Origin of the sequence: Pseudomonas sp. TH32 (assembly GCF_016650855.1) — a bacterium.
In the GTDB taxonomy this organism is placed as follows: Bacteria; Pseudomonadota; Gammaproteobacteria; order Pseudomonadales; family Pseudomonadaceae; genus Aquipseudomonas.
Genome location: NZ_JAEKFA010000002.1, coordinates 2,387,455 through 2,406,205, shown reverse-complemented (window position 1 = coordinate 2,406,205; position 18,751 = coordinate 2,387,455). Strand labels below are relative to the sequence as shown.

The 18,751-nt window shown below is 63.9% G+C and carries 12 protein-coding genes and 1 pseudogene; all 13 read right to left on the bottom strand.

The window, feature by feature from the left end; all coding sequences use genetic code 11:
- Window positions 1–53: 53 nt before the first annotated feature.
- Window positions 54–2,579 (bottom strand): autotransporter family protein, encoded by a 2,526-nt coding sequence (locus tag JFV30_RS14705; protein ID WP_201124426.1) that lies wholly within the window; start codon window positions 2,577–2,579, stop codon window positions 54–56.
- Window positions 2,580–2,688: 109 nt separating this feature from the next.
- Window positions 2,689–3,450: a PIG-L deacetylase family protein gene (locus tag JFV30_RS14700; RefSeq protein ID WP_201124425.1), complete on the bottom strand. Its 762-nt coding sequence runs from the start codon at window positions 3,448–3,450 to the stop codon at window positions 2,689–2,691.
- 188 nt (window positions 3,451–3,638) lie between these two features.
- Window positions 3,639–4,298, bottom strand: coding sequence for a glycosyltransferase (locus tag JFV30_RS14695; RefSeq protein ID WP_201124424.1), 660 nt, complete (start codon window positions 4,296–4,298; stop codon window positions 3,639–3,641).
- The gene (locus JFV30_RS14690; protein ID WP_169388732.1) at window positions 4,295–4,894 is read right to left on the bottom strand and encodes an SAM-dependent methyltransferase; all 600 of its coding nucleotides are present in this window, start codon (window positions 4,892–4,894) and stop codon (window positions 4,295–4,297) included. Before JFV30_RS14690 ends, JFV30_RS14695 begins: the two co-directional genes overlap by 4 nt.
- Window positions 4,891–5,649 (bottom strand): PIG-L deacetylase family protein, encoded by a 759-nt coding sequence (locus JFV30_RS14685; protein ID WP_201124423.1) that lies wholly within the window; start codon window positions 5,647–5,649, stop codon window positions 4,891–4,893. Before JFV30_RS14685 ends, JFV30_RS14690 begins: the two co-directional genes overlap by 4 nt.
- The gene (locus JFV30_RS14680; protein WP_201124422.1) at window positions 5,646–6,644 is read right to left on the bottom strand and encodes an acyl-CoA dehydrogenase family protein; all 999 of its coding nucleotides are present in this window, start codon (window positions 6,642–6,644) and stop codon (window positions 5,646–5,648) included. Before JFV30_RS14680 ends, JFV30_RS14685 begins: the two co-directional genes overlap by 4 nt.
- Before the next feature lies 1 nt (window position 6,645).
- Entirely contained in the window at window positions 6,646–8,805 is a 2,160-nt protein-coding gene (glgX, locus tag JFV30_RS14675) for a glycogen debranching protein GlgX (RefSeq protein WP_201124421.1), read from the bottom strand.
- Window positions 8,806–8,962: 157 nt separating this feature from the next.
- Window positions 8,963–9,205: pseudogene (locus JFV30_RS33230) on the bottom strand (DUF2934 domain-containing protein); the annotation flags it as partial.
- 24 nt (window positions 9,206–9,229) lie between these two features.
- The gene (locus JFV30_RS14665) at window positions 9,230–11,986 is read right to left on the bottom strand and encodes a malto-oligosyltrehalose synthase (protein WP_201124419.1); all 2,757 of its coding nucleotides are present in this window, start codon (window positions 11,984–11,986) and stop codon (window positions 9,230–9,232) included.
- Window positions 11,983–14,067 carry a 4-alpha-glucanotransferase gene (gene malQ / locus JFV30_RS14660; protein WP_201124418.1) on the bottom strand — a complete coding sequence of 695 codons (2,085 nt, stop codon included), beginning with the start codon at window positions 14,065–14,067 and terminating at the stop codon, window positions 11,983–11,985. Before malQ ends, JFV30_RS14665 begins: the two co-directional genes overlap by 4 nt.
- On the bottom strand, window positions 14,064–15,815 hold the full coding sequence (gene treZ / locus JFV30_RS14655) for a malto-oligosyltrehalose trehalohydrolase (protein WP_201124417.1): 1,752 nt from the start codon (window positions 15,813–15,815) through the stop codon (window positions 14,064–14,066). Before treZ ends, malQ begins: the two co-directional genes overlap by 4 nt.
- A gap of 17 nt (window positions 15,816–15,832) precedes the next feature.
- Window positions 15,833–17,392, bottom strand: a complete 1,560-nt coding sequence (gene glgA / locus JFV30_RS14650; protein ID WP_201124416.1) for a glycogen synthase GlgA — start codon at window positions 17,390–17,392, stop codon at window positions 15,833–15,835.
- Window positions 17,393–17,780: 388 nt separating this feature from the next.
- Window positions 17,781–18,734, bottom strand: coding sequence for a D-2-hydroxyacid dehydrogenase family protein (locus tag JFV30_RS14645; RefSeq protein ID WP_201124415.1), 954 nt, complete (start codon window positions 18,732–18,734; stop codon window positions 17,781–17,783).
- Between the last annotated feature and the right edge of the window lie 17 nt (window positions 18,735–18,751).

Below are 18,751 nucleotides of genomic sequence, written 5' to 3'. Positions count from 1 at the left end.
CCGTCGGGCTCACCACAGCAAGCCCGGCTCTCACATAGAGGATTTGTTGTTTCTTAGAAATCGACTTTCAGGCCAATCGTGCCCTCCCGCCCATTGAGCGAATGGCTGTCCAGGTTCCGGTTGTACCCCACCTCGCCATACACCTTCACTGAACTGGACACCTGCAGCGTCGCCCCGGCGCTCAGGTCCATCGTGGTGGATTGCTGGTCGGTATTGATATCTGTCGACCGATTGAATGTGACGGTGTTGGTGCCCGCGCCGGCATGCCACACATTGGCCCGCACATAAGGTTGCACCGGCATCCCGCCGACCCTGTAGTCGCCCCGCAAGCGAACGCCGACGCGTGTGGTGACGTTCGTGTCGGCCTTGAACGAAATATCCGAAATGCCATCGTTCTGGCTGTCCAGCCAGGTACGGTCAATGATCACCTGGGCCTGCGGTTCCACCTCCCAATGTGCGGACACGGCGAACGGCATGCCGACTTCTGCCGAGCCCGCCACGTTATGCCCCTTGGTCTGCAATTTCACGCCCCGACTGGATTCGTCGTGGCCGTCGAACCGGGTGCCCATTACCACCAGGTCCAGGTAAGCACGGTTGGCACCCATCAGGGTCCAGTAGGTACCCAGGCTGTCGGCGCGCAGGGTAATGTCGCCGGTGTCGGTGTTCTGGAAACCACCGGCAAAGCCCTTCACATTCCCGGTCAGGCGGCTGTGGCCGACAAAGAATCCGATGCGCTGGTTCAGGCCATTGTCCGAGGTCCAGGCGTAAAGGTCGGTGCCCACCTGGAAGCCCGACAGCGAACTGTCCAGGGTCGGGCTCACGGTACCGGAGAAAGACTGGCGCGTGCTGCTGCCAAATACCCTGGCCCAGCCGGCAGGTGCCGCACCGGTCGATTGTGGCGGGCCCTGGTCACCCATGCGCTCGTGATACGTACTCAACATGCCCTGGACGATTTGCTGCACGGCGGGAAACAGCACCGAGTAGTCCGCCACTTCCGGGCGGTAGATGGGAATGGGTTCTTCACCCGGGAAAATCCCCGGCGTGTCTGGTGTTCCGTCGGCCGGAACCGGTGGAAAGATACCGACGTCGGGTGGGACTGGTGGAGTGATGCCGCCGTCGGGCGGGACCGGTGGAATCACACCCACAGGCCCTTCCGGGGTAGGAAGTGGCGGTGCTTCGATGGCCGAACGCAGGTACCAGTTTTGCGCTGTGCCGGGGGTGACGCCGCCTTTGTACAGGTAGTACTCGTAAGCCCCGGCAGACACTGCACCGCCTCTCAGGGAGAACGCCAGGTCACTGGCCGTCGCCCCGTTGGCCGCCTGGACCACCAGGATGCCGTTCTGCACCGTCATGGCGCCGGGGCCGGCGAGGTTGGTCACGTTGATCGTGGTGCTGCCTTGCATCGCGCCTGTGTTCACCACCAGCTTGTCGCTGGGCGCGTTGTCCCCGGCCAGGACACTTTGCAGGGCCAACTGTCCATGGTTGCCGGTGTAGTTGCCGTTGATGGTCAGGCTGTCGGTGGCGCTGGCGCTGTTGCTGGTCAGGTCGATCAGGCCGGCGTTGTTGACGTTGACGAGCTGGCCGGCGGTAAACGGGCTGATGCTGCCCTGGGTGACCAGCAACGTACCGACATTGATGTTCAGGGTGCCGGTGTGGGTGCCGGCGTCGCCGAGGGTGAAGGTGCCGCTGCCCAGGGTAAAAACCGAGGTGTTGTTCAGGGTTACGGTTTCCCAGTTGGCATAACGCGACGGTGTGGCAGCCCGGGTGTTGTCGAACGTCAACGAGTCATCGCCCAGGCCGCCATCCAGCAGGGGCGTGGAGGCAATGGTCGGCTCCGTCAGGCTGGTCAGGAATGCCCGGTCGGTACCGCTGCCTGTCACGATGGGGCCGTGAATCAGCCCGGCGTTTTGCCAGGTAAAAATACTGTTGCCATTGCCGGCCTGAACACCGCCGGTGATATCGCCGCCCTTGACGATGATGTCGTTGTCGCCGTTGCCGACGTGGATCTTGCCGCCAATGCTGCCGTTGGCAATGGTGATCTCGTTATTGCCATTTCCGGCCGCCATGTCGCCGTCGATTCGGCCGGTGCTCAGGGTCGCTTTATTGTCGCCGTCGCCCTGGGTCACGGACGCAATGGTCCCGCCACTCATGGCAAAGTTATTGCTGCCCAGTCCCTGGATGACAGCCCCGGCGCTGCCCTGGCTGATTTGCACAATCTCGTTGCCGGTGCCCTGGATGATGCTGCCGGTCACCGTGCCGCCGAACAGTTGGAAGATATTCGCACCGTCGCCCATGTCCACCGCACCCTCAACTGTGCCCGAGTTCATGGTCACGAGGTCACGCCCTGGCCCGAATGTCACGTCGCCATTGATCACGCCAGTGCCGGCGGCGGGAAACAGCAGGGTGTTGTTGCCGGCGGTGTCGACAACGCCTGCGCTGGTGCCGCTGCTGCAGGTGAAGGTGTCGTCACCGGCGGTGGGTACTACGGCGCAATCGGCGAGCGAAGCCAGCGGCCATCCCGCCAGCAAGGCTGAAGAGACAATTCCCAGGTGCATCAGGGTTGCAAGCCGTGCGGTCATGATTTGCCCTCGCTGGATGCCGCGAGGGCAAGCGTGGGCTTTCACGTTAGCGCCGCACGGGCAGCGCCGCTACTGTGAAAAGTAACAGGTACAGACGAGTACGCCGGAGCTACAGGAACACGATCTCGTACGGTTCGCGCATCCGTTCCAGCAGCACCTGCGCGAGGATCGGCTCCAGGCCGATTTCCGGGTCACCGGCCAATTGGCTGGCATAGGCGTGGGCAGCATGCAGCTTGCGGGCGACGCTCCAGGTGTCGAGCCTGACCTTGCGGGCGCGTTGCCAGGGGATGGCGGCAGTTTCCCGGACCGGCCAGTGCCACGCCCAGATCGGCAGCTCGTGCAGGTGCACGCCCTTGACCGCGCAGGCTTTGGCGGCGGCGCGGCCGACGGCGTCATGGTCGTCGTTGCCGTCATTGCGCCAGGTGGTGAACACCACGTCGCCGGGTTGCAGGTAGCGCGCAATGAACTGGCTCATTTGCTGTTCCCGCGCGGCCAGGGCGTTGTCGGCAAAGCCGCCGCGAATCCATTTCAGGCTGTGCAGGGGCACACCGAGCCGTCGCAGCGCCTCGACACTTTCCTGGGGGCGGACCACGCTCAGGCGCTTGGCCGGCCACACGGTAGAGCCCGGATGGCTGGCACTGCCGTCAGTGATGGAGATCAGCTGCAGGGCGTATTCGCGGGTGCTGAGCAATTGCAGCAGGCCGCCACAGGCGATCACTTCGTCGCCGGGATGCGGGGCGATGACGACTACGCGGCTGCCTTCGGGCACCAGGGTTGCGGGGTTGATAGCAGGGATTTGCGCGAGTTGCGGGGCGCTGTTCCAGATTTGCGCGGGGCCCCGGCGGCTGTCGGTTAACGGTGCAGGTTTCATGGGTATCACGTCCTTGTTCATCGGTGATGCAGGCCGTACCCCGTTGTCGGGACGGCTCTTGTTGATACACGAGCGTCGGGCAACCGACGCTCGCGGCGCGACGGCGTTCCAACCCTGGATTGCCGTGCAAGGAGTACTGATGATAGTTACGAATCGTCGCTTTTACATAGCCGGATGTCGCTATTTTTTCAGGAGGCCTGCATCAGGCTCTTGAGGTAATCCCCAAAGCCGCCCTGGGCGCGGCAATCCAGGCGGGCGCTGGTGATCACCTGGGGCGAGTGGCTCCAGGCAATGGACGCGCCGCAGCGCTCGAGCTGGCGCACCAGCTCGACGTCTTCATGGCACGGCAGGGGGTCGAAACCGCCGGCTCGCACGTACGCACCAGCGCTCACGCCGAGGTTGGCGCCATGGATATGCCGATGCCCGTCCCGCGCCTCATAGGCCTGGTGATAGCGGATTTGCGCCGCCGGGTCGAAGCCTTCGCTCCAGGCGTCCACGGTCACCGTGCCACACACCGCGTCCACTCCCAGGGCGAGTTGCGCCACCAGCCAATCGGGAGCCACACGGCTGTCGGCGTCGGTGCAGGAAATCCAGCGCGCGCCGTTGTTCAGCAAGTGCCGCGCGCCCACGCCGCGTACGTGTCCCACGTTCCGCGCCTGCACTTCAAGACTGTGCACCTGGTATTCGCGGGCGATGAGGGCGCTGCGATCGCTGCAGCTGTCGAGCACCGCCAGAATCTGCACCTCTTCACCCAGCAGGCCCGGATGACTGGCCGCGACCATCGCGGCTTTCAGGCATTCAGGCAGTAGTGTTTCTTCGTTGTGCACGGGTATCAGGATGCCGATCATCGCAGTCCCTCCAAGGTTGCAACCGTGGTGCCGTCACGGCTCCACAGGTCCAGTAGAAAATCGCTTTCGTGATGCTGTATCAAAGGCGGCATGCCCAGGCGCTGTCCGAGGCGCGCATGCACCTGTTCCGCCGTTTGCGGGCAGCCTTCGATGGGTGGTCGCCAGTGGCAGGCGAGGATTTGTCCGTCAGGTGTCAGCGAGGCGAGGGCGCGATCGATCAGCCCGTCGAAGTCCTTCGGGTCGAGGTAGTAGCACAGCTCGCTGAGCACAATCAGCTCGAACGTCTCGCTGGGCCACTGGTCCGGCAAGCGGCTCTGCTGCACCGTGGCATGGCTGAAACCGAGCAACCGCGCCTGTGCCAGGCTGACGGCGGCCTGCGCGGTGTCACAGCACAGCAGGCGGTCGCAGCGCGTGGCCAGCTCGAAGCTCAGCTCACCGTTGGCGCAGCCGGGTTCAAAGATCGAGGCGTAGCGCGGCCGGGTCAGCGCGGCAAGGGTCAGTGCCCGCTTGCGGCGTTCGTACCAGCGTTGGCGAAAGGCCCAGGGGTCGTCGTTGCCGGCAAACAGCTCATCGAAGTAGGGCGTGGCGACGCTCATACAAACACCACTTCAAAGGGTTGCAGCAGGCGCTCCAGCACGTAGGGTGCGAGCACCGGCGGCAGGCCGATCTGCGGGTCACCTTCCAGCTGGCTGGCAAATGCGTGGATCGCGTGGCGTTTGCGGGCCACGGCTTCAGGCGTCAGGAGGATTTTGCGCGCGCGGTGCCAGGGCACCTGGCTGTCTTCGGGGGTCGCCCAGTGCCAGGTCCACACCGGCAGTTCCAGCAAGCTCGCGCCCACGGCCCGGGCCGCCTTGGCACTGGCACGGCCCACGGCTTCATGGTCGCAATGGCCGTCTTCGCGCCAGGTGGTGAAGACCACGTCGCCGGGCTTGAGGTAGCGTTGAATGAATTGCCCAAGGTCCTCTTCGCCAGCCGCGACCTGGCTGTCAGAAAAACCGGCCCGCAGCCACTTCAGGCTGTGCAACGGCAAGCCCAGGCGATGCAGCGCCTGGGCCGATTCCTGCGGCCGCACCACGCTCAGGCGTTCCACCGGCCAGCGACGCGAGCCCGGGTGGCTGGCGCTGCCGTCGGTGACGGAGATCAACAGCATGGGCCGGTCCAGGGCGGCAAGGCCTTGCAACAGGCCACCGCAACCCAGCACTTCATCGTCCGGATGAGGCGCAATGATCACCGCGCGGCTGCCCTCGGGCACCAGCTCGGCAATCTCGACACAGGCCAGTTCGGCCAGCCGCAAGGAGCTTTGCCACAGGTGCAACGGTGTGCCCTGGCCGACGATAGGGTTGGTTTTCATAGTTGCCACTGCCCTGTGGTTTGTTCAGCGATTTGTTGGCCGAGGGCGCCCAGGTCACGCTCGGCGTGGCTTTGGCGGATGTACACCGGCAAGTCCGCCATCAGTTGGGCAAAGTGCGGGTCCTTGCAGTAAGGGCCGGCGCCCAGCGCGCGACCGACATGGCGCACCACCTGGTCGACCGAATCTTCGATACAGGCCCGCGACTGCTGAGCCAGCAGTTGCGCATTGGCCTTGGGTTGCCGGTCGATCTGTACCGCACTGTTGCGCAGCACGCAGGCGGCGCTGTGCAGGGCACTGTCGACCGCGCCCAAATGGGCCAGCGCGTGGGGCTCCTTGCTGCGGGCACAGTGTTCGCGCAAGGCTTCTGCCAGGCGTTGGGCGGCGCCGTACCAGCACGCCGCGATACCGATCCCGCCCTGCCAGAAGCCGGGCCGCGCCAGATAATCCCCGGGGCCGCCCACCGCCAGCCCGGTGGCCCGGTCGAAAATCACCTCGACACTGCCCGTCGCCGCCATGCCCACGGCCTGCCAGCCGTCATCGGTGACGGTCACCCCGGGCTGGTCCATTTGCACCGCCACCAACTGTTGACGATCCTCGTCATCCCAGGCTGTCAGCAAACCATGGCTGACCACCGCCGCGCCGGAGCACCAGGCCTTGCGGCCTTCCAGTACCAGCCGATGGCCGTCGCGCCGCACCCTTACCCGGGCGGTGGGCGGCTCGGCGGCCCACATGCCCCACGTACTGCCGATGGGCGGGAGCTCGCTGCCCAGTTCGGCGATGATAGCGAGGGCATCGGTATGCCCCTCGAACAGTTTGCACAGGCCCAGGTCATGGCCCGCCACTTGGGCCAGGCGACTGAACCGTTGCAGGGTATCGCCGCTGCCGGGCCGGGGCAGTTGGTCCAGCCCGGTCTCCACCAGCGTGCTTAGCGCTCGGCCCAGTGCCGCCGTGTCCGGGTAGCCTGGGGTATGTTGCAGGAAATCGTGCAAATCCATTTCACACCTCGTCCTCATGCTGCAGTTCAAACAACAACAGCGAGCGCCCGGTGACCGCGTATTCGTGGTCGAAATCAAAGCGCTCCTGGCCACGCACCGACGGCTGGTTGGTGTCGAGCATGCAGGTCCAGAAGCCGCCATCCGGTACCGGTGGCAGGCGGAAATTGACCATGTCGTGGTGGGCGTTGACCACCAGCAACAAGGTGGCATCGGCCCCGGGGCGACGAATCCCGGTTTCCTGGGCGCGGCCATCCATCAACATGCCCAGGCAGCGGCCATGGCCGTCCTGCCATTGTTCGGTGGTCATTTCATCGCCGCTTGGCGCCAGCCAGGTGACGTCCTTGACGCCGATGTCTTCGTTGTAGTCGCCTACCAGGAAGCGCCCGCGACGCAGGATCGGGTACGCCAGGCGCAACTTGATCAGGCGCTTGACGAACTTGAGCAGGGCCTTGCCGTCTTCATCCAGTTCCCAGTTGATCCAGCCGATCTCGCTGTCCTGGCAGTAGGCGTTGTTATTACCGTGCTGGGTGCGGGCAAATTCGTCGCCGGCCACCAGCATTGGCGTGCCCTGGGCCAGCAGCAGGGTGGCGAAGAAATTACGCATCTGGCGCAGGCGTAGTGCGTTGATTTCCGGGTCGTCGGTGGGGCCTTCGACACCGTGGTTCCACGACAGGTTGTTGTTGCTGCCGTCCTGGTTGTTCTCGTCGTTGGCTTCGTTGTGCTTGTCGTTGTAGGACACCAGGTCGTGCAGGGTGAAACCGTCATGGGCGGTGATGAAGTTCACCGAGCTGTACGGGCGCCGGCCACGCTGGTTGAACATCTCGCCCGAGGCGGTCATGCGCCCGGCGAAGTCGGCCAGTTGGCCGTCGTCGCCTTTCCAGAACGAGCGCACGGTGTCGCGGAAACGGTCGTTCCACTCCACCCAGCCCGGCGGGAAGCCGCCAACCTGATAGCCACCGGGGCCGCAGTCCCAGGGCTCGGCGATCATTTTCACCTGGCGCAGCACCGGGTCCTGGCGGCAGGCCACGAGGAAGCTGTGGCGCTCGTCGAAACCGTCGCGGTAGCGGCCGAGGATGGTTGCCAGGTCGAAGCGGAAACCGTCGACGTGCATCTCGGTGGCCCAGTAACGCAGCGAGTCGGTGACCATTTGCAGCACGCACGGGTGACTCAGGTCGAGGGTGTTGCCGGTACCTGAATCGTTGATGTAGAAGCGCTTGTCATCCGGCATCAGGCGGTAGTACGACGCGTTGTCGATGCCGCGCATGGACAGGGTGGGGCCCTGCTCGTTGCCTTCGGCGGTGTGGTTGTAGACCACGTCCAGAATCACTTCCAGCTTGGCTTCATGCAGGTGCGCGACCATCTCCTTGAACTCGGCAATCTTGCCGCTTGCCAGGTAGCGCGGGTCTGGCGCGAAGAAGGCAATGCTGTTGTAGCCCCAGTAGTTGGTCATGCCTTTTTGCAGCAGGTGCTGGTCGTTGACGAAGGCGTGCACTGGCAGCAGTTCTACCGACGACACGCCCAACTGGCGAATGTGTTTGAGCACGTCATCGACCATCAGCCCGGCGCAGGTACCGCGCACTTCTTCAGGCACCGAAGGGTGGCGCATGGTGATGCCGCGCAGGTGGGTTTCATAAATGATCGTGCGGTCCCAGGGCGTGCGCACTGGCTGGTCGTTGCCCCAGGTGTGGGCCGGGTCGATGACTTTGCACTTGGGCACGAAGGGCGCGCTGTCGCGCTCGTCGAAACTCAGGTCGGCGTCTGGATGCCCGATGGTGTAGCCGAACAGCGCCTCGGACCATTTGAGTTCGCCCACCAGTTGTTTGGCATAGGGGTCGATCAGCAATTTGTTGTGGTTGAAGCGATGACCGTTGGCCGGGTCATAAGGACCGTACACGCGATAGCCGTAAATCAGCCCTGGATGGGCGTCGGGCAGGTAGCCGTGGAAGGTCTCGTCGGTGTATTCCGGTAGTTCGATGCGTTCCAGCTCGACTTCGCCGCTGTCGTCGAAAATGCACAGTTCGACTTTGATGGCGTTGGCCGAGAACAGTGCAAAGTTGACCCCCAGACCGTCCCAGGTCGCGCCGAGGGGGAAGGGCAAACCTTCACGAATCCGCGACGGCTCGTTTTCCGGCGTCGAGTTGGGCTTGTTGGGTTTGCTCATTGAGATGCTCCTGCAAGTAGATTTTCCGGGCCGAACGAGGCCGTTCCGGCGTGAAGCCAGTTAAATATCGGTGTCTGGATAGCCTCCTGCGGTGCGGGCGCAGCCGCAGGAGGGGCTTTGGCTCAGGGGGCCTTGGGCTTCTTCGCCGCAGCGGGTTTTTCGGCGCCGGTGCCGCGCCTGGCTTGGGTGCAGCGGCCGGCTTGGCCGCGGCAGCCGCTGCCGGCTTGGCTTTTGGCTTGGCCTTGGCGGCGGCCTTTGGCGTCTTGGATGGCGTCAGCGCTTCGGCTTCTGCCAGTTTGCGCGCCATCTCCCAGTGTCGCGCGTCCTCGCCGTGGGGTTTACCTTCAGACTCCCAGATCTGATGCGCTAATTCGCGTATGCGTTTGTCTTCAGTACTCATCACAATGCTCCTCGCAGAAAATTTTCAGCTTTCTTGACCATCAGGATTGATAAAGACATTGACCGGGAAATCCCCCAGGGCAGCGCTGATCATGAGCTCCTTGTTTGGTGTGACTGCGCCTGTTCGGAAAAGTCCCTTCCAATTTTGGGTTGGGGCGGCGAACGGTAATCGGACCCGGGTATCGCCCCAAATCTGCGCGTTGATCAGGGGGTACACACCGTTTTCAAGCAGACGGTGCGGCCAGCGTGGCACCACCACCAGCAGCTGTTTGCCCTGGTATTCGCGGTAGAAGGCGACCACCCGTTCAGCGTGTTCGCCGACCACTTCCAGCGGCTCGTAGCTGCCCTGGCGAAACAGTTGCGCATGCGCCTTGCGCAACGTCAGGACCTGGCTGATCACCGCCTGTTTTATACGCCCGTCATGCCAGTTGAACAGCAACTCGCCGATGTCCGGCGGTGTGTGCAGCCCCTGTTGCCGTGCGTGAAAGTCCACGGGCCGGCGGTTATCCGGGTCTACCAGGGTGAAGTCCCAGAACTCATCGCCCTGATACAGATCCGGCACCCCCGGCACCGTGAGGCGAAGCAAGGATTGCGCCAGCCCGTTGAGCGCACCCGCCGGGGCGATGGCCTGGGCGGCTTCGCCGATGGCGTCGCGCAGGACCTTGCCGGAGTCCTCCAGCAGCAGCCGTGACAGGAACGCTTCGACACCTTGTTCATACAGCTCGTTGGGTGCGCTCCAGCTGCTGTTCAACTTGGCTTCACGCAAGGCTTTCTGCTGCCACTGCCAGAGACGCCGGTGATAGTCCGCCAGGCCCTCGGCATTGTCGCGGTGCAGGTCCAGGGGCCAACTGCCGAGCAGCACCTGATAGAGGATCAGTTCGTCACCCGCTGAAGGCGTCTGCCCATCGCTGCGCAGGCGGGCGGCGAGGGGGCGCCATTGCTCCACCTGTTCGGCGTACCACTCGGAGCATTCGCTGAGCACGGCCAGGCGCGCGCGGGTGTCTTCGCCGCGCTTGTGGTCGTGGGTGGCGGTGGCCAGCAGGTTGTCGGGGAACGTGCACAGGCGTTGCTGATTAACCGCATGAAAGTCGTCCAGCGGTGCGCTGAATTGCTCGGTGCTGAAACCCACGTCATTGCGCGACAGCAACACGCCCGAGCGATAGAACGCGGTGTCTTCCACGGCCTTGGCCGCTGCCGGCGAGGTCAGTTGCTGGAAGCGTACGCAGGCGTGCTTGAGCATCTTGCGTTCACGGCCCAATGGACGGTCACGCCAGGGTTGGCCACCGAGCCATTTTTCCAGGTAGTCGAGCACTGGCCAGTCGGCTTCGCTCAGGGTGCTGCGGGCACCGGCCAGGGCTTGCAGGAAAAACACGTCATCCAGTTCGCTGCGGCCCCGGGCGCTGATGTAGGTGCGGTATACCGGGAAGTGCACGATCAGTTCCTGCAACGCGCGGCGAATCGCACCCAGGGTCAGGTCGCGGCTCATCACATCGTCCCGGGCCACTTGCAGCAAGGCCTGGGCCACGCTTTCAAAGTCGCCGGCGAGGGAGCCGTTGAGGATCTGCTGACGGGCCAGCCAGGCTTCTTCGATAAACGAAGAGGGGCGTTCGGTATGGCGAGTCCATAACTCAGCCAGAGGCTCGAAGCCTTTGGGGTCTTGTTGCAGCAACGACAACTGGTTCATGAATTCGTAGCCGGTGGTGCCATCCACGCGCCAGTCTTCGCGCAGGGTTTCGCCTTCGCCGAGGATCTTCTCGACGAAGATCGGCAGGTGCCGCCCACCCGCCAGGGAATCCACCCGGCGCCGCAGTTTGCGGCAGTAACCACGCGGGTCGGCGAGGCCGTCGATATGGTCGATGCGCAGGCCGTCGATCAGGCCTTCGCTGATCAGTTGGAAGATCTTGCCGTGGGTGGCTTCGAACACCGCGCTGCGTTCAACCCGCAGGCCGCCCAACTCGTTGACGTCGAAGAAGCGCCGCCAGTTGATGTCGTCTGCCGCCGTGCGCCAACTGGCCAGGCGATAGCTTTGTTGTTCCAGCAGGGTATGCAGGCGGGCAAAACCGTCGGGCTGGCGCGCGTCGTAGAGCCCGAGGTTGTCTTCGATAGCCTTCAGGGTCTCGGGATTGCGGGCCGCCTCAGCCAGCTCCCGTTTCAGCGCGACCGCCTGAGGGTAGGCGTCCGGCTGGTAGGCCAGGCTGCTGAAACGGTCGGCCAGGGCCTTGATGGGCACCAGGTCGCCGTATTCCCGCGGGCAGATCGGAAAACGGTGTTCGTAATGCTCCACAAAAAAGCTGCCGTGCTGTGGGTCGAAGCGCAGGGGCAGGGCGCCGGATTGCAGGGCTTCGCCGTAGTCGCTGCCGAGAAACGGCATCAGCAGTTGGCCTTTGAGCAGCGGGTCCGGCGAGTGCCATTGAATGTCGAAGAATTCGCTGTAGGGGCTCAGTCGGCCCCATTCCAGCAGGTCCAGCCACCACGGATTATCGGCACCGCCGACGGCCATGTGGTTGGAGACGATATCGAGGATCAGCCCCATCTCATGCTCGCGCAGTGCGGCTACCAGACGGCGCAGCGCCGGTTCGCCGCCGAGCTCGGGATTGACGGTGGTCGGGTCGACCACGTCATAGCCGTGCATCGAGCCGGCGCGGGCGCTCAGCAGCGGCGAGGCGTAAAGGTGGCTGATGCCCAGTTCGGCGAAGTACGGCACCAGCGGCACGGCGTCGTCGAGGGTAAAGCCCTTGTGAAATTGCAGGCGTTGGGTAGCCCGCAGGGTCAAGGGCTTCATCGGTCACGCTCGTGGGCCTGGAGGCGCGCCACGGCCAGCAGCTCAAGGCGGCGGGCGGCGTTTTCATCGTCGAGCAGGGTGGCTGCATCGCCCGCGAGGCGGCGCCGCCAATTCGGGTGGGTGTCGGTGGTGCCGGGCAGGTTGGCTTGCTCCTCCACGCCCAGGGCATCTTCCAGGGGCAGCAGCACCAACGGCGCACGGGTGTGGCCCAGGTAGCGCACGCTGGCGTCGATAACGTGGTCGGTTTCGTTGCGCACTTCATCGGTGAAGTTCTGCGGGTCCTGGCTCAAGGCCTGGCGCAGCGCCTGGCGTTCCCGCAGGCGGTGCTCGCTCCATTGTTCGACGGTGGGGGCGTCGATCAGCCCCAGCTGGATGTTCCAGTCGATATCGCGGCTGTGCCACCAGCCGTTGAGGGTGGGCAAGTCGTGGGTGCTGGTGGTGGCCAGTGCGTTGTCCGGCCAATCCAGAATCGGCTTGAACTGCCCGCCATGGTCTTGCTCGAACAGCAGCACGCGCATGCCGAGGATCGAGCGGGCGATGAGTTTTTCCCGCAGGCCGTCGGGCACGGTGCCGAGGTCTTCACCGAGGACGATTGCCTGGTGGCGGCTCGACTCCAGCGCCAGGAGCCGTAGCAGGTCATCCACCGGGTAATACAGATAGGCCCCCTCCCGCGGCGAGGCATCCATCGGGATCACCCACAGGCGTTGCAAGCCCATCACATGGTCGATACGCAGGCCGCCGGCATGGGCAAAGTTGGCCCGCAGCATTTCGATAAACGCACGAAAGCCGTTGCGCTTGAGGCCTTCCGGGGAGAAGGCGGAGATGCCCCAGCCCTGGCCGGCACGGTTGAGAATGTCGGGTGGCGCACCCACGGTGAGGTCTGCCAACAGTTCATCCTGGCGGCTCCAGGCCTGGCTGCCGCCGCCGTCCGCGCCCACCGCGAGGTCGGCGATCAGGCCGACGCCCATGCCACTGCCGCGCGCCGCTTGTTGCGCACGCTCCAGGCAGCGGGCGATCAGCCATTGGTTGAACGCATAGAAGCCGATTTCAGCCCGATGGGTTTCGGCGAATTGCGCCAGTGCCGGGCTTTGCGGGCTGTGCCAGTCCTCGGGCCAGTGACGCCAGTCGAGGCTCTCGCCATTGGCTGCACGCTCGGCTTGCACGGCTTCAAAGCGGCAGTGGTTTTCCAGGGCTTCGCCGCCGGCCTGGCGGAAGCTCAGGAAGTCGGCGTACTGCGGGTGGTCGCCCTGGCGAAAGTCTTCATACAGGGTGCGCAACAGGCGCTGCTTGGCTTTGGCGGCGGCCGGCCAGTCGATCAGGCTTTGCTGCTCAAGGTCTTGCAGTTCGTCGGCCAGGCCGCTGGTTTCGATGGCGGTTTGCACCGCACGTTCGCCGAGGATGCAACCGGGGGAGGCGTACAAACTGTTGAGGAACAGCCGGCTGGAAGGGGAATATGGGCTGAAGCGGTCGGTGTCGGCGCTGAACATTGCGTGCATCGGGCTGATGGCCAGGGCATCGGCGCCACGTTCGGCGGCGGAACGGGCCAACTGCTCCAGTGCCTGGGTGTCACCAAAACCACCGTCGCCGCTGCGGCGCAGGGAATACAGTTGGGCGCTCAGGCCCCAGGCCCGGGCGGTTTGGGTGTCGACCGCTTCAGCGACGGTGTAGCAGTGGGTCGGTGCCACGGCCAGGGTGAAATGCTGGTCGGCGATATGCACCTGCTGGTAGCCGACCGGAATCGACCCGGGCAGCACCGCGTCATCGTCCAGCTTCAGGTCGAGCACGCTGGCGTCTTCGAGGTGAATCTGGCACGGCGTGCCGGGGGCGAAGTAGCGCGCCAGGTCCAGGCCGGCACCGCTGTCGACGGTCATCAGCGGTGGCAGGTGCTTGTCTTGCTGCACGCGTTCCAGGTCCAGCAGGCTGGCTTCGATGGCGGCATCGCTGTCGGCCGGGTGGCCCAGGCCTTTGAGCACGGCGCGCAGGGCGTCGGGTTTGACATGTTGCGGGCGGCCATTCGCGTCGATCCAATCGACGGCCAGGCCCGCTCGGCTGGCGAGTATTTCCAATTGCGCGTCGCTCAAGGGTGCTCTCCAACAGGGGAATGGGTGAGACTGACGCGGGCGCTGAACGGGGCCAGTTGTTGGGCCCCGCTGGCCTGCGTCACAAATAGGAGGTGCTCGGCCGCTGGGTAGTTCAGAGAATCGGCGCTCAGGTTGAGGTCGATCTGCAGCAGGCTGCCATTGCCCAGGCGCCAGCGCGCCGTGACCGCGCCCACCGCCAGTACGTGCGCACCCAGGGCCACGCTGCCCGGCAGGTGCGGCACGATATGTTGGTGGCGCAGGCTCAGCAGTTGGCGATAGAGCTGTGAGTCGCCGCAATCGGCGAGGGCGGGTGCCGAGCGGCGGAAGGTTTGCAGGGAATTGGGATCGGGAATTCGTTCGCGGCGTTCCGGGTCGCTGAACGCGGCAAAGTCGGCAAACTCGTTGCGCCGGCCCTCGCGTACCGCCTCGGCCAGTTCACCGTGGTGGTCGGTGAAGAACAGGAACGGCTCTTCGGCGTTGACTTCGTCACCCATGAACATCAACGGGATCATCGGCGACATCAGCAGCAAGGTCGTCGCAGCGCTCAAGGCCTGGGGCGAGCACAGTTGATGCAGGCGCTCGCCCAGGGCGCGGTTGCCGATCTGGTCGTGGTTCTGCAGGAACAGCACAAAGGCACTGGGCGGCAGGTGACCACTGGGCTCACCGCGTGAGTGGCCGTGGCGGGTGGTGTGGCCCTGGTAGATGAACCCTTCGCCCAGGCAGCGGGCCAGTTTGCCGGTGGGGTCTTCGGCGAAGTCGGTGTAGTAGGCGTCGGTTTCGCCGGTGAGCAGCACGTGCAGGGCGTTGTGGCCGTCGTCGTTCCACTGCGCATCGAACCCGCGCTCCAGCAGGCTGGCCTGGTTGAATTCGTTTTCCAGCACCAGCCATACATGGCGCCCCGCGTCGACTTGCTGGCGCACGCGTTCGGCCAGTTCCTCCAGGAATTCGGGGTCGTTGATGGCGTGCACCGCGTCCAGGCGCAGGCCGTCAAAGCGGTACTCCAGCAGCCACATCAGGGCGTTGTCGATGAAGAAATCCCGAACTTCCCGGCGATCAAAGTCAATGCCGGCGCCCCAGGGCGTGTGCACGTCTTCGCGGAAGAAACCTTTGGCGTAGCTGCCGAGGTAATTGCCGTCGGGGCCGAAGTGGTTGTAGACCACATCCAGGATCACCGCGAGGCCGTGGTGGTGGGCGCTGTCGATCAGCTGTTTCAACTGTTCGGGCGAACCGTAGGAAGATTGTGGTGCGTAGGGCAGGACACCGTCGTAGCCCCAGTTGCGTTCGCCGGGGAACTGGGCGATGGGCATCAGCTCAATGGCGGTGACACCCAGCTCCGCAAGGCGCGGCAGTTGTTTCTCGACCTCGGCGTAGCCCCCCAGCACGCCCACGTGCAGCTCGTAGATCACGGCTTCGTGCCAGGGCCGGCCTTGCCAGTGGCTGTGGCGCCACTGATAGGCCAGAGGGTCGACGACCACGCTGAAGCCGTGAACGTCCGTGGCCTGTGCCCGGGAAGCCGGGTCGGGAACGTCCTGTTCACCGTCGATGCTGTAGCGGTAGCGTGTCCCGGCGGGACATTGCAGCTGCACCACAAACCAGCCATCGGCCTGGGGCAGCATCGCTACCGATTTACCTTCTTCAAATTCAACGCTGACATAAAACGCGTCGGGTGCCCACAAGGCGAAACGGGTGTGTTCCGCATCCAGCATGATCGCGCCGTGGGGCCATGTTTCCAGAGTCCTTGACGGCATCTATGAAGACCTCTTTTTTAATTTTTCCCCGATCTTTCCAGTGATTTCGCCACCAGTTGTTCGTAAAGTTCGGCGTAGGGTTCCACCGCCTTGCACCAGTTGAACGGTGCGGCCATGGCCCGGCAACGCATGGCGTTGAGCAGGCCGGGAAAGGCGAAGACCTTGAACGCACGGCTCAGGGCCGCTTCGTAGCTCTCGACGGTGGATTCGTTGAACAGGAAACCGGTGACGCCATCCTCGATGGTGTCGGCCAGGCCGCCGGTGTTGCGGGCAACGGGTAGGGAACCGAAGCGCTGGGCATACATCTGGCTCAGGCCGCAGGGTTCATAACGGGACGGCATCAGCAGGAAGTCGCTGCCGGCGAACATGCGCCGGGCATCGGTCTCGTTGAAGCCGATGCGCACGCCAATCTGGCCCGGAAAGCGCAGGGCCAGGGCGCGCATGGCTTGTTCTTCTTCAGGCTCGCCGCGACCGATGATTGCGATCTGGCCGCCATTTTCGACGATAAAGCTTGAGACCGCTTCGGTGAGGTCCAGGCCTTTTTGGTAGACCAGGCGCGACACCACGGCAAACAGTGGGCCGGTGGACTCTTCCAGGCCGAACAGGTTGCGTACATGGGCGGCGTTCAGCGCCTTGCCTTCCCAGTCACCGATGTTGAAGGGGTGGGTCAGGTGCGGGTCAGTGGAGGCTTCCCAGCTCTCGTCGATGCCGTTGGGAATACCGCTGAGCAGACCTTGCTGGGTCTTGCTGGCGAGGAAACCGTCCAGACCGCAGCCGAATTCGGGGGTGGTGATTTCCTGGGCGTAGGTCGCGCTGACCGTGGTGATATGGCTGGAATACGCCATGCCGGCCTTCAGGAATGACAGCTTGCCGTAGAACTCCATGCCTTCTTGTTGCAAGGCGTGTTCGGGAATTCCCAGTTCCGGGCACGAGGCCAGGCTGACCACACCCTGGTAGGCGAGGTTATGAATGGTGAACAGGGTCGGGGTACGTGACCCGCGCCAGTGCATATAGGCCGGCGCCAGGCCAGCAGGCCAGTCATGGGCGTGCACCAGGTCCGGGCACCAGTGGATCTGCGCCAGGTTGGCGGCAATATCGGCAGCGGCCAGGCCCAGGCGGGCGAAGCGAATATGGTTGTCGGGCCAGTCGCGGCCGTTGTTGGCGCCGTAGGGCGTGCCTTCGCGCTCATACAACTCGGGGCAGATCAGCACGTAGATGACCAGGCCATCCTTGAGGTCCATGCGCCCGATCTTGCACGGTGGCAACGCAGCGTGGCCGCCCAGCTCACCGATGATATGAATGGGGTTGTCGCTGTCAAGCACCTGCGGGTAACCAGGGATCAGCACGCGCACATCGTGCAGGTGCGCCATGGCACGGGGCAGGGCGGCGGACACGTCACCCAGGCCGCCGGTTTTCACCAGGTCAGCCAGCTCGGATGTCACGAACAATACTTTCTTGCGATTGGGATTCTGACTTGGGACCGGCCGCAGCGTGTTGGGCAGGTCGGCCAAAGAGGTCGGCCCGCCAACCGGCTGACTAAAACGCTCTCCCTGAGTATCTAAAGCGGCACTGATCATAGTTCTCTCCCATGTATTGGTCGGCTGATGGCATATGGCAATCAGCGAAGGTTGACCGCATCCTGCGGCCAGGCGCACAAGCGCTACACAGACTGGCAAGGCTTATGCCAGTTGTGTTGGAGTCTTAAATAGAGTGGATGGACGGGCGTTTGGTGTGAACCGTCAGCGCTCGCCTTACCTTAAACCTGACCTGCGGCAGAGTTCGAAAGTTTCGATTTTTTGCGGGGTTTTTGTTTTGGAACGGACCCATCGGTCATGAGTCTAGGACAAGATCCCGGAGCCTGCGGGGTCTGTGGGGAATTTTGTAGGACAAATTTTTTTTCATGTACAAAAGCGCCCACTTCCTGGCCACCAGGAAGCGGGCGCTCTTAATTGGTGCGTGGAGTGATCAGGACAGCGGGCGAACGGGCACCCCTTTGGCCCACGCTTGAATGTCTTCAATCATCTGTTCGTAGAACTGGCGGTAATTCTGCTCGCTGACATAACCGACGTGTGGCGTGGCCAAGACATTCGGCAACTGGCGGAACGGGTGCCCGTCCGGCAACGGCTCCTGGGCGTACACATCCAGGGCAGCGCCTGCGAGCCGGCCATGGGTCAAGGCGTCAATCAGGGCCGCCTCATCGACAATCGGCCCGCGGGACGTGTTCACCAGGCGCGCAGCAGGTTTCATCCAGCCCAGCGCCTCGGCGTCCACCAGCCCGCGGCTGCGGTCACTGAGTACCAGGTGAATCGACAGTACATCCGCCTGTTCAAACAGCTCGCGCTTGCTGACCCAGGTTACGCCGGCTTCGGCGGCGCGTTCCGGCGTGAGGTTTTCGCTCCAGGCAATCACCCGCATGCCAAATGCCTGGCCGTATTTGGCGATCTTCTGGCCGATGCTGCCCAGCCCGAGGATCCCCAGGGTCTTGCCGTACAGATCGCCACCCAGGCCCACTTGCCAACCGCCTGCCCGCAGGGAATTGGCTTCGGCCAGCAGGTTGCGGGTGGAGGCCATGATCAGCGCCCAGGTCAGTTCCGGGGCGGCGTGCTTGTAACTGTCGGTGCCGCACACCTGGATGCCCAGGGCCTTGGCGGCGGGAATGTCGAGGGCGGCATTGCGCATGCCGCCGGTCACCAGCAGCTTGAGCCGGGGCAAACCTTGCAGCAGTGCCTGATCGAAGGGGGTGCGTTCGCGCATCACGCAAATCACCTCGAAGCCCTGCAAACGCTCGATCAAGGTGGCGGTGTCCGCCGGGTAGTCGTGGAGGAAGTGCACCTGGCCCACCGACGCCAGGACTGACCAGTCCACCACGCCACTGGCCACATTCTGCCAATCATCAATCACTGCGATCTGTACCGACATTCACGCGTGCCTCGAAA

Excerpts from the sequence above, each read along its gene's own strand:
- JFV30_RS14705 (WP_201124426.1), bottom strand. The coding sequence starts at position 2,579 with ATGACCGCACGGCTTGCAACCCTGATGCACCTGGGAATTGTCTCTTCA.
- JFV30_RS14700 (WP_201124425.1), bottom strand. The coding sequence starts at position 3,450 with ATGAAACCTGCACCGTTAACCGACAGCCGCCGGGGCCCCGCGCAAATC.
- JFV30_RS14695 (WP_201124424.1), bottom strand. The coding sequence starts at position 4,298 with ATGATCGGCATCCTGATACCCGTGCACAACGAAGAAACACTACTGCCT.
- JFV30_RS14690 (WP_169388732.1), bottom strand. The coding sequence starts at position 4,894 with ATGAGCGTCGCCACGCCCTACTTCGATGAGCTGTTTGCCGGCAACGAC.
- JFV30_RS14685 (WP_201124423.1), bottom strand. The coding sequence starts at position 5,649 with ATGAAAACCAACCCTATCGTCGGCCAGGGCACACCGTTGCACCTGTGG.
- JFV30_RS14680 (WP_201124422.1), bottom strand. The coding sequence starts at position 6,644 with ATGGATTTGCACGATTTCCTGCAACATACCCCAGGCTACCCGGACACG.
- glgX (WP_201124421.1), bottom strand. The coding sequence starts at position 8,805 with ATGAGCAAACCCAACAAGCCCAACTCGACGCCGGAAAACGAGCCGTCG.
- JFV30_RS14665 (WP_201124419.1), bottom strand. The coding sequence starts at position 11,986 with ATGAAGCCCTTGACCCTGCGGGCTACCCAACGCCTGCAATTTCACAAG.
- treZ (WP_201124417.1), bottom strand. The coding sequence starts at position 15,815 with ATGCCGTCAAGGACTCTGGAAACATGGCCCCACGGCGCGATCATGCTG.
- glgA (WP_201124416.1), bottom strand. The coding sequence starts at position 17,392 with ATGATCAGTGCCGCTTTAGATACTCAGGGAGAGCGTTTTAGTCAGCCG.
- JFV30_RS14645 (WP_201124415.1), bottom strand. The coding sequence starts at position 18,734 with ATGTCGGTACAGATCGCAGTGATTGATGATTGGCAGAATGTGGCCAGT.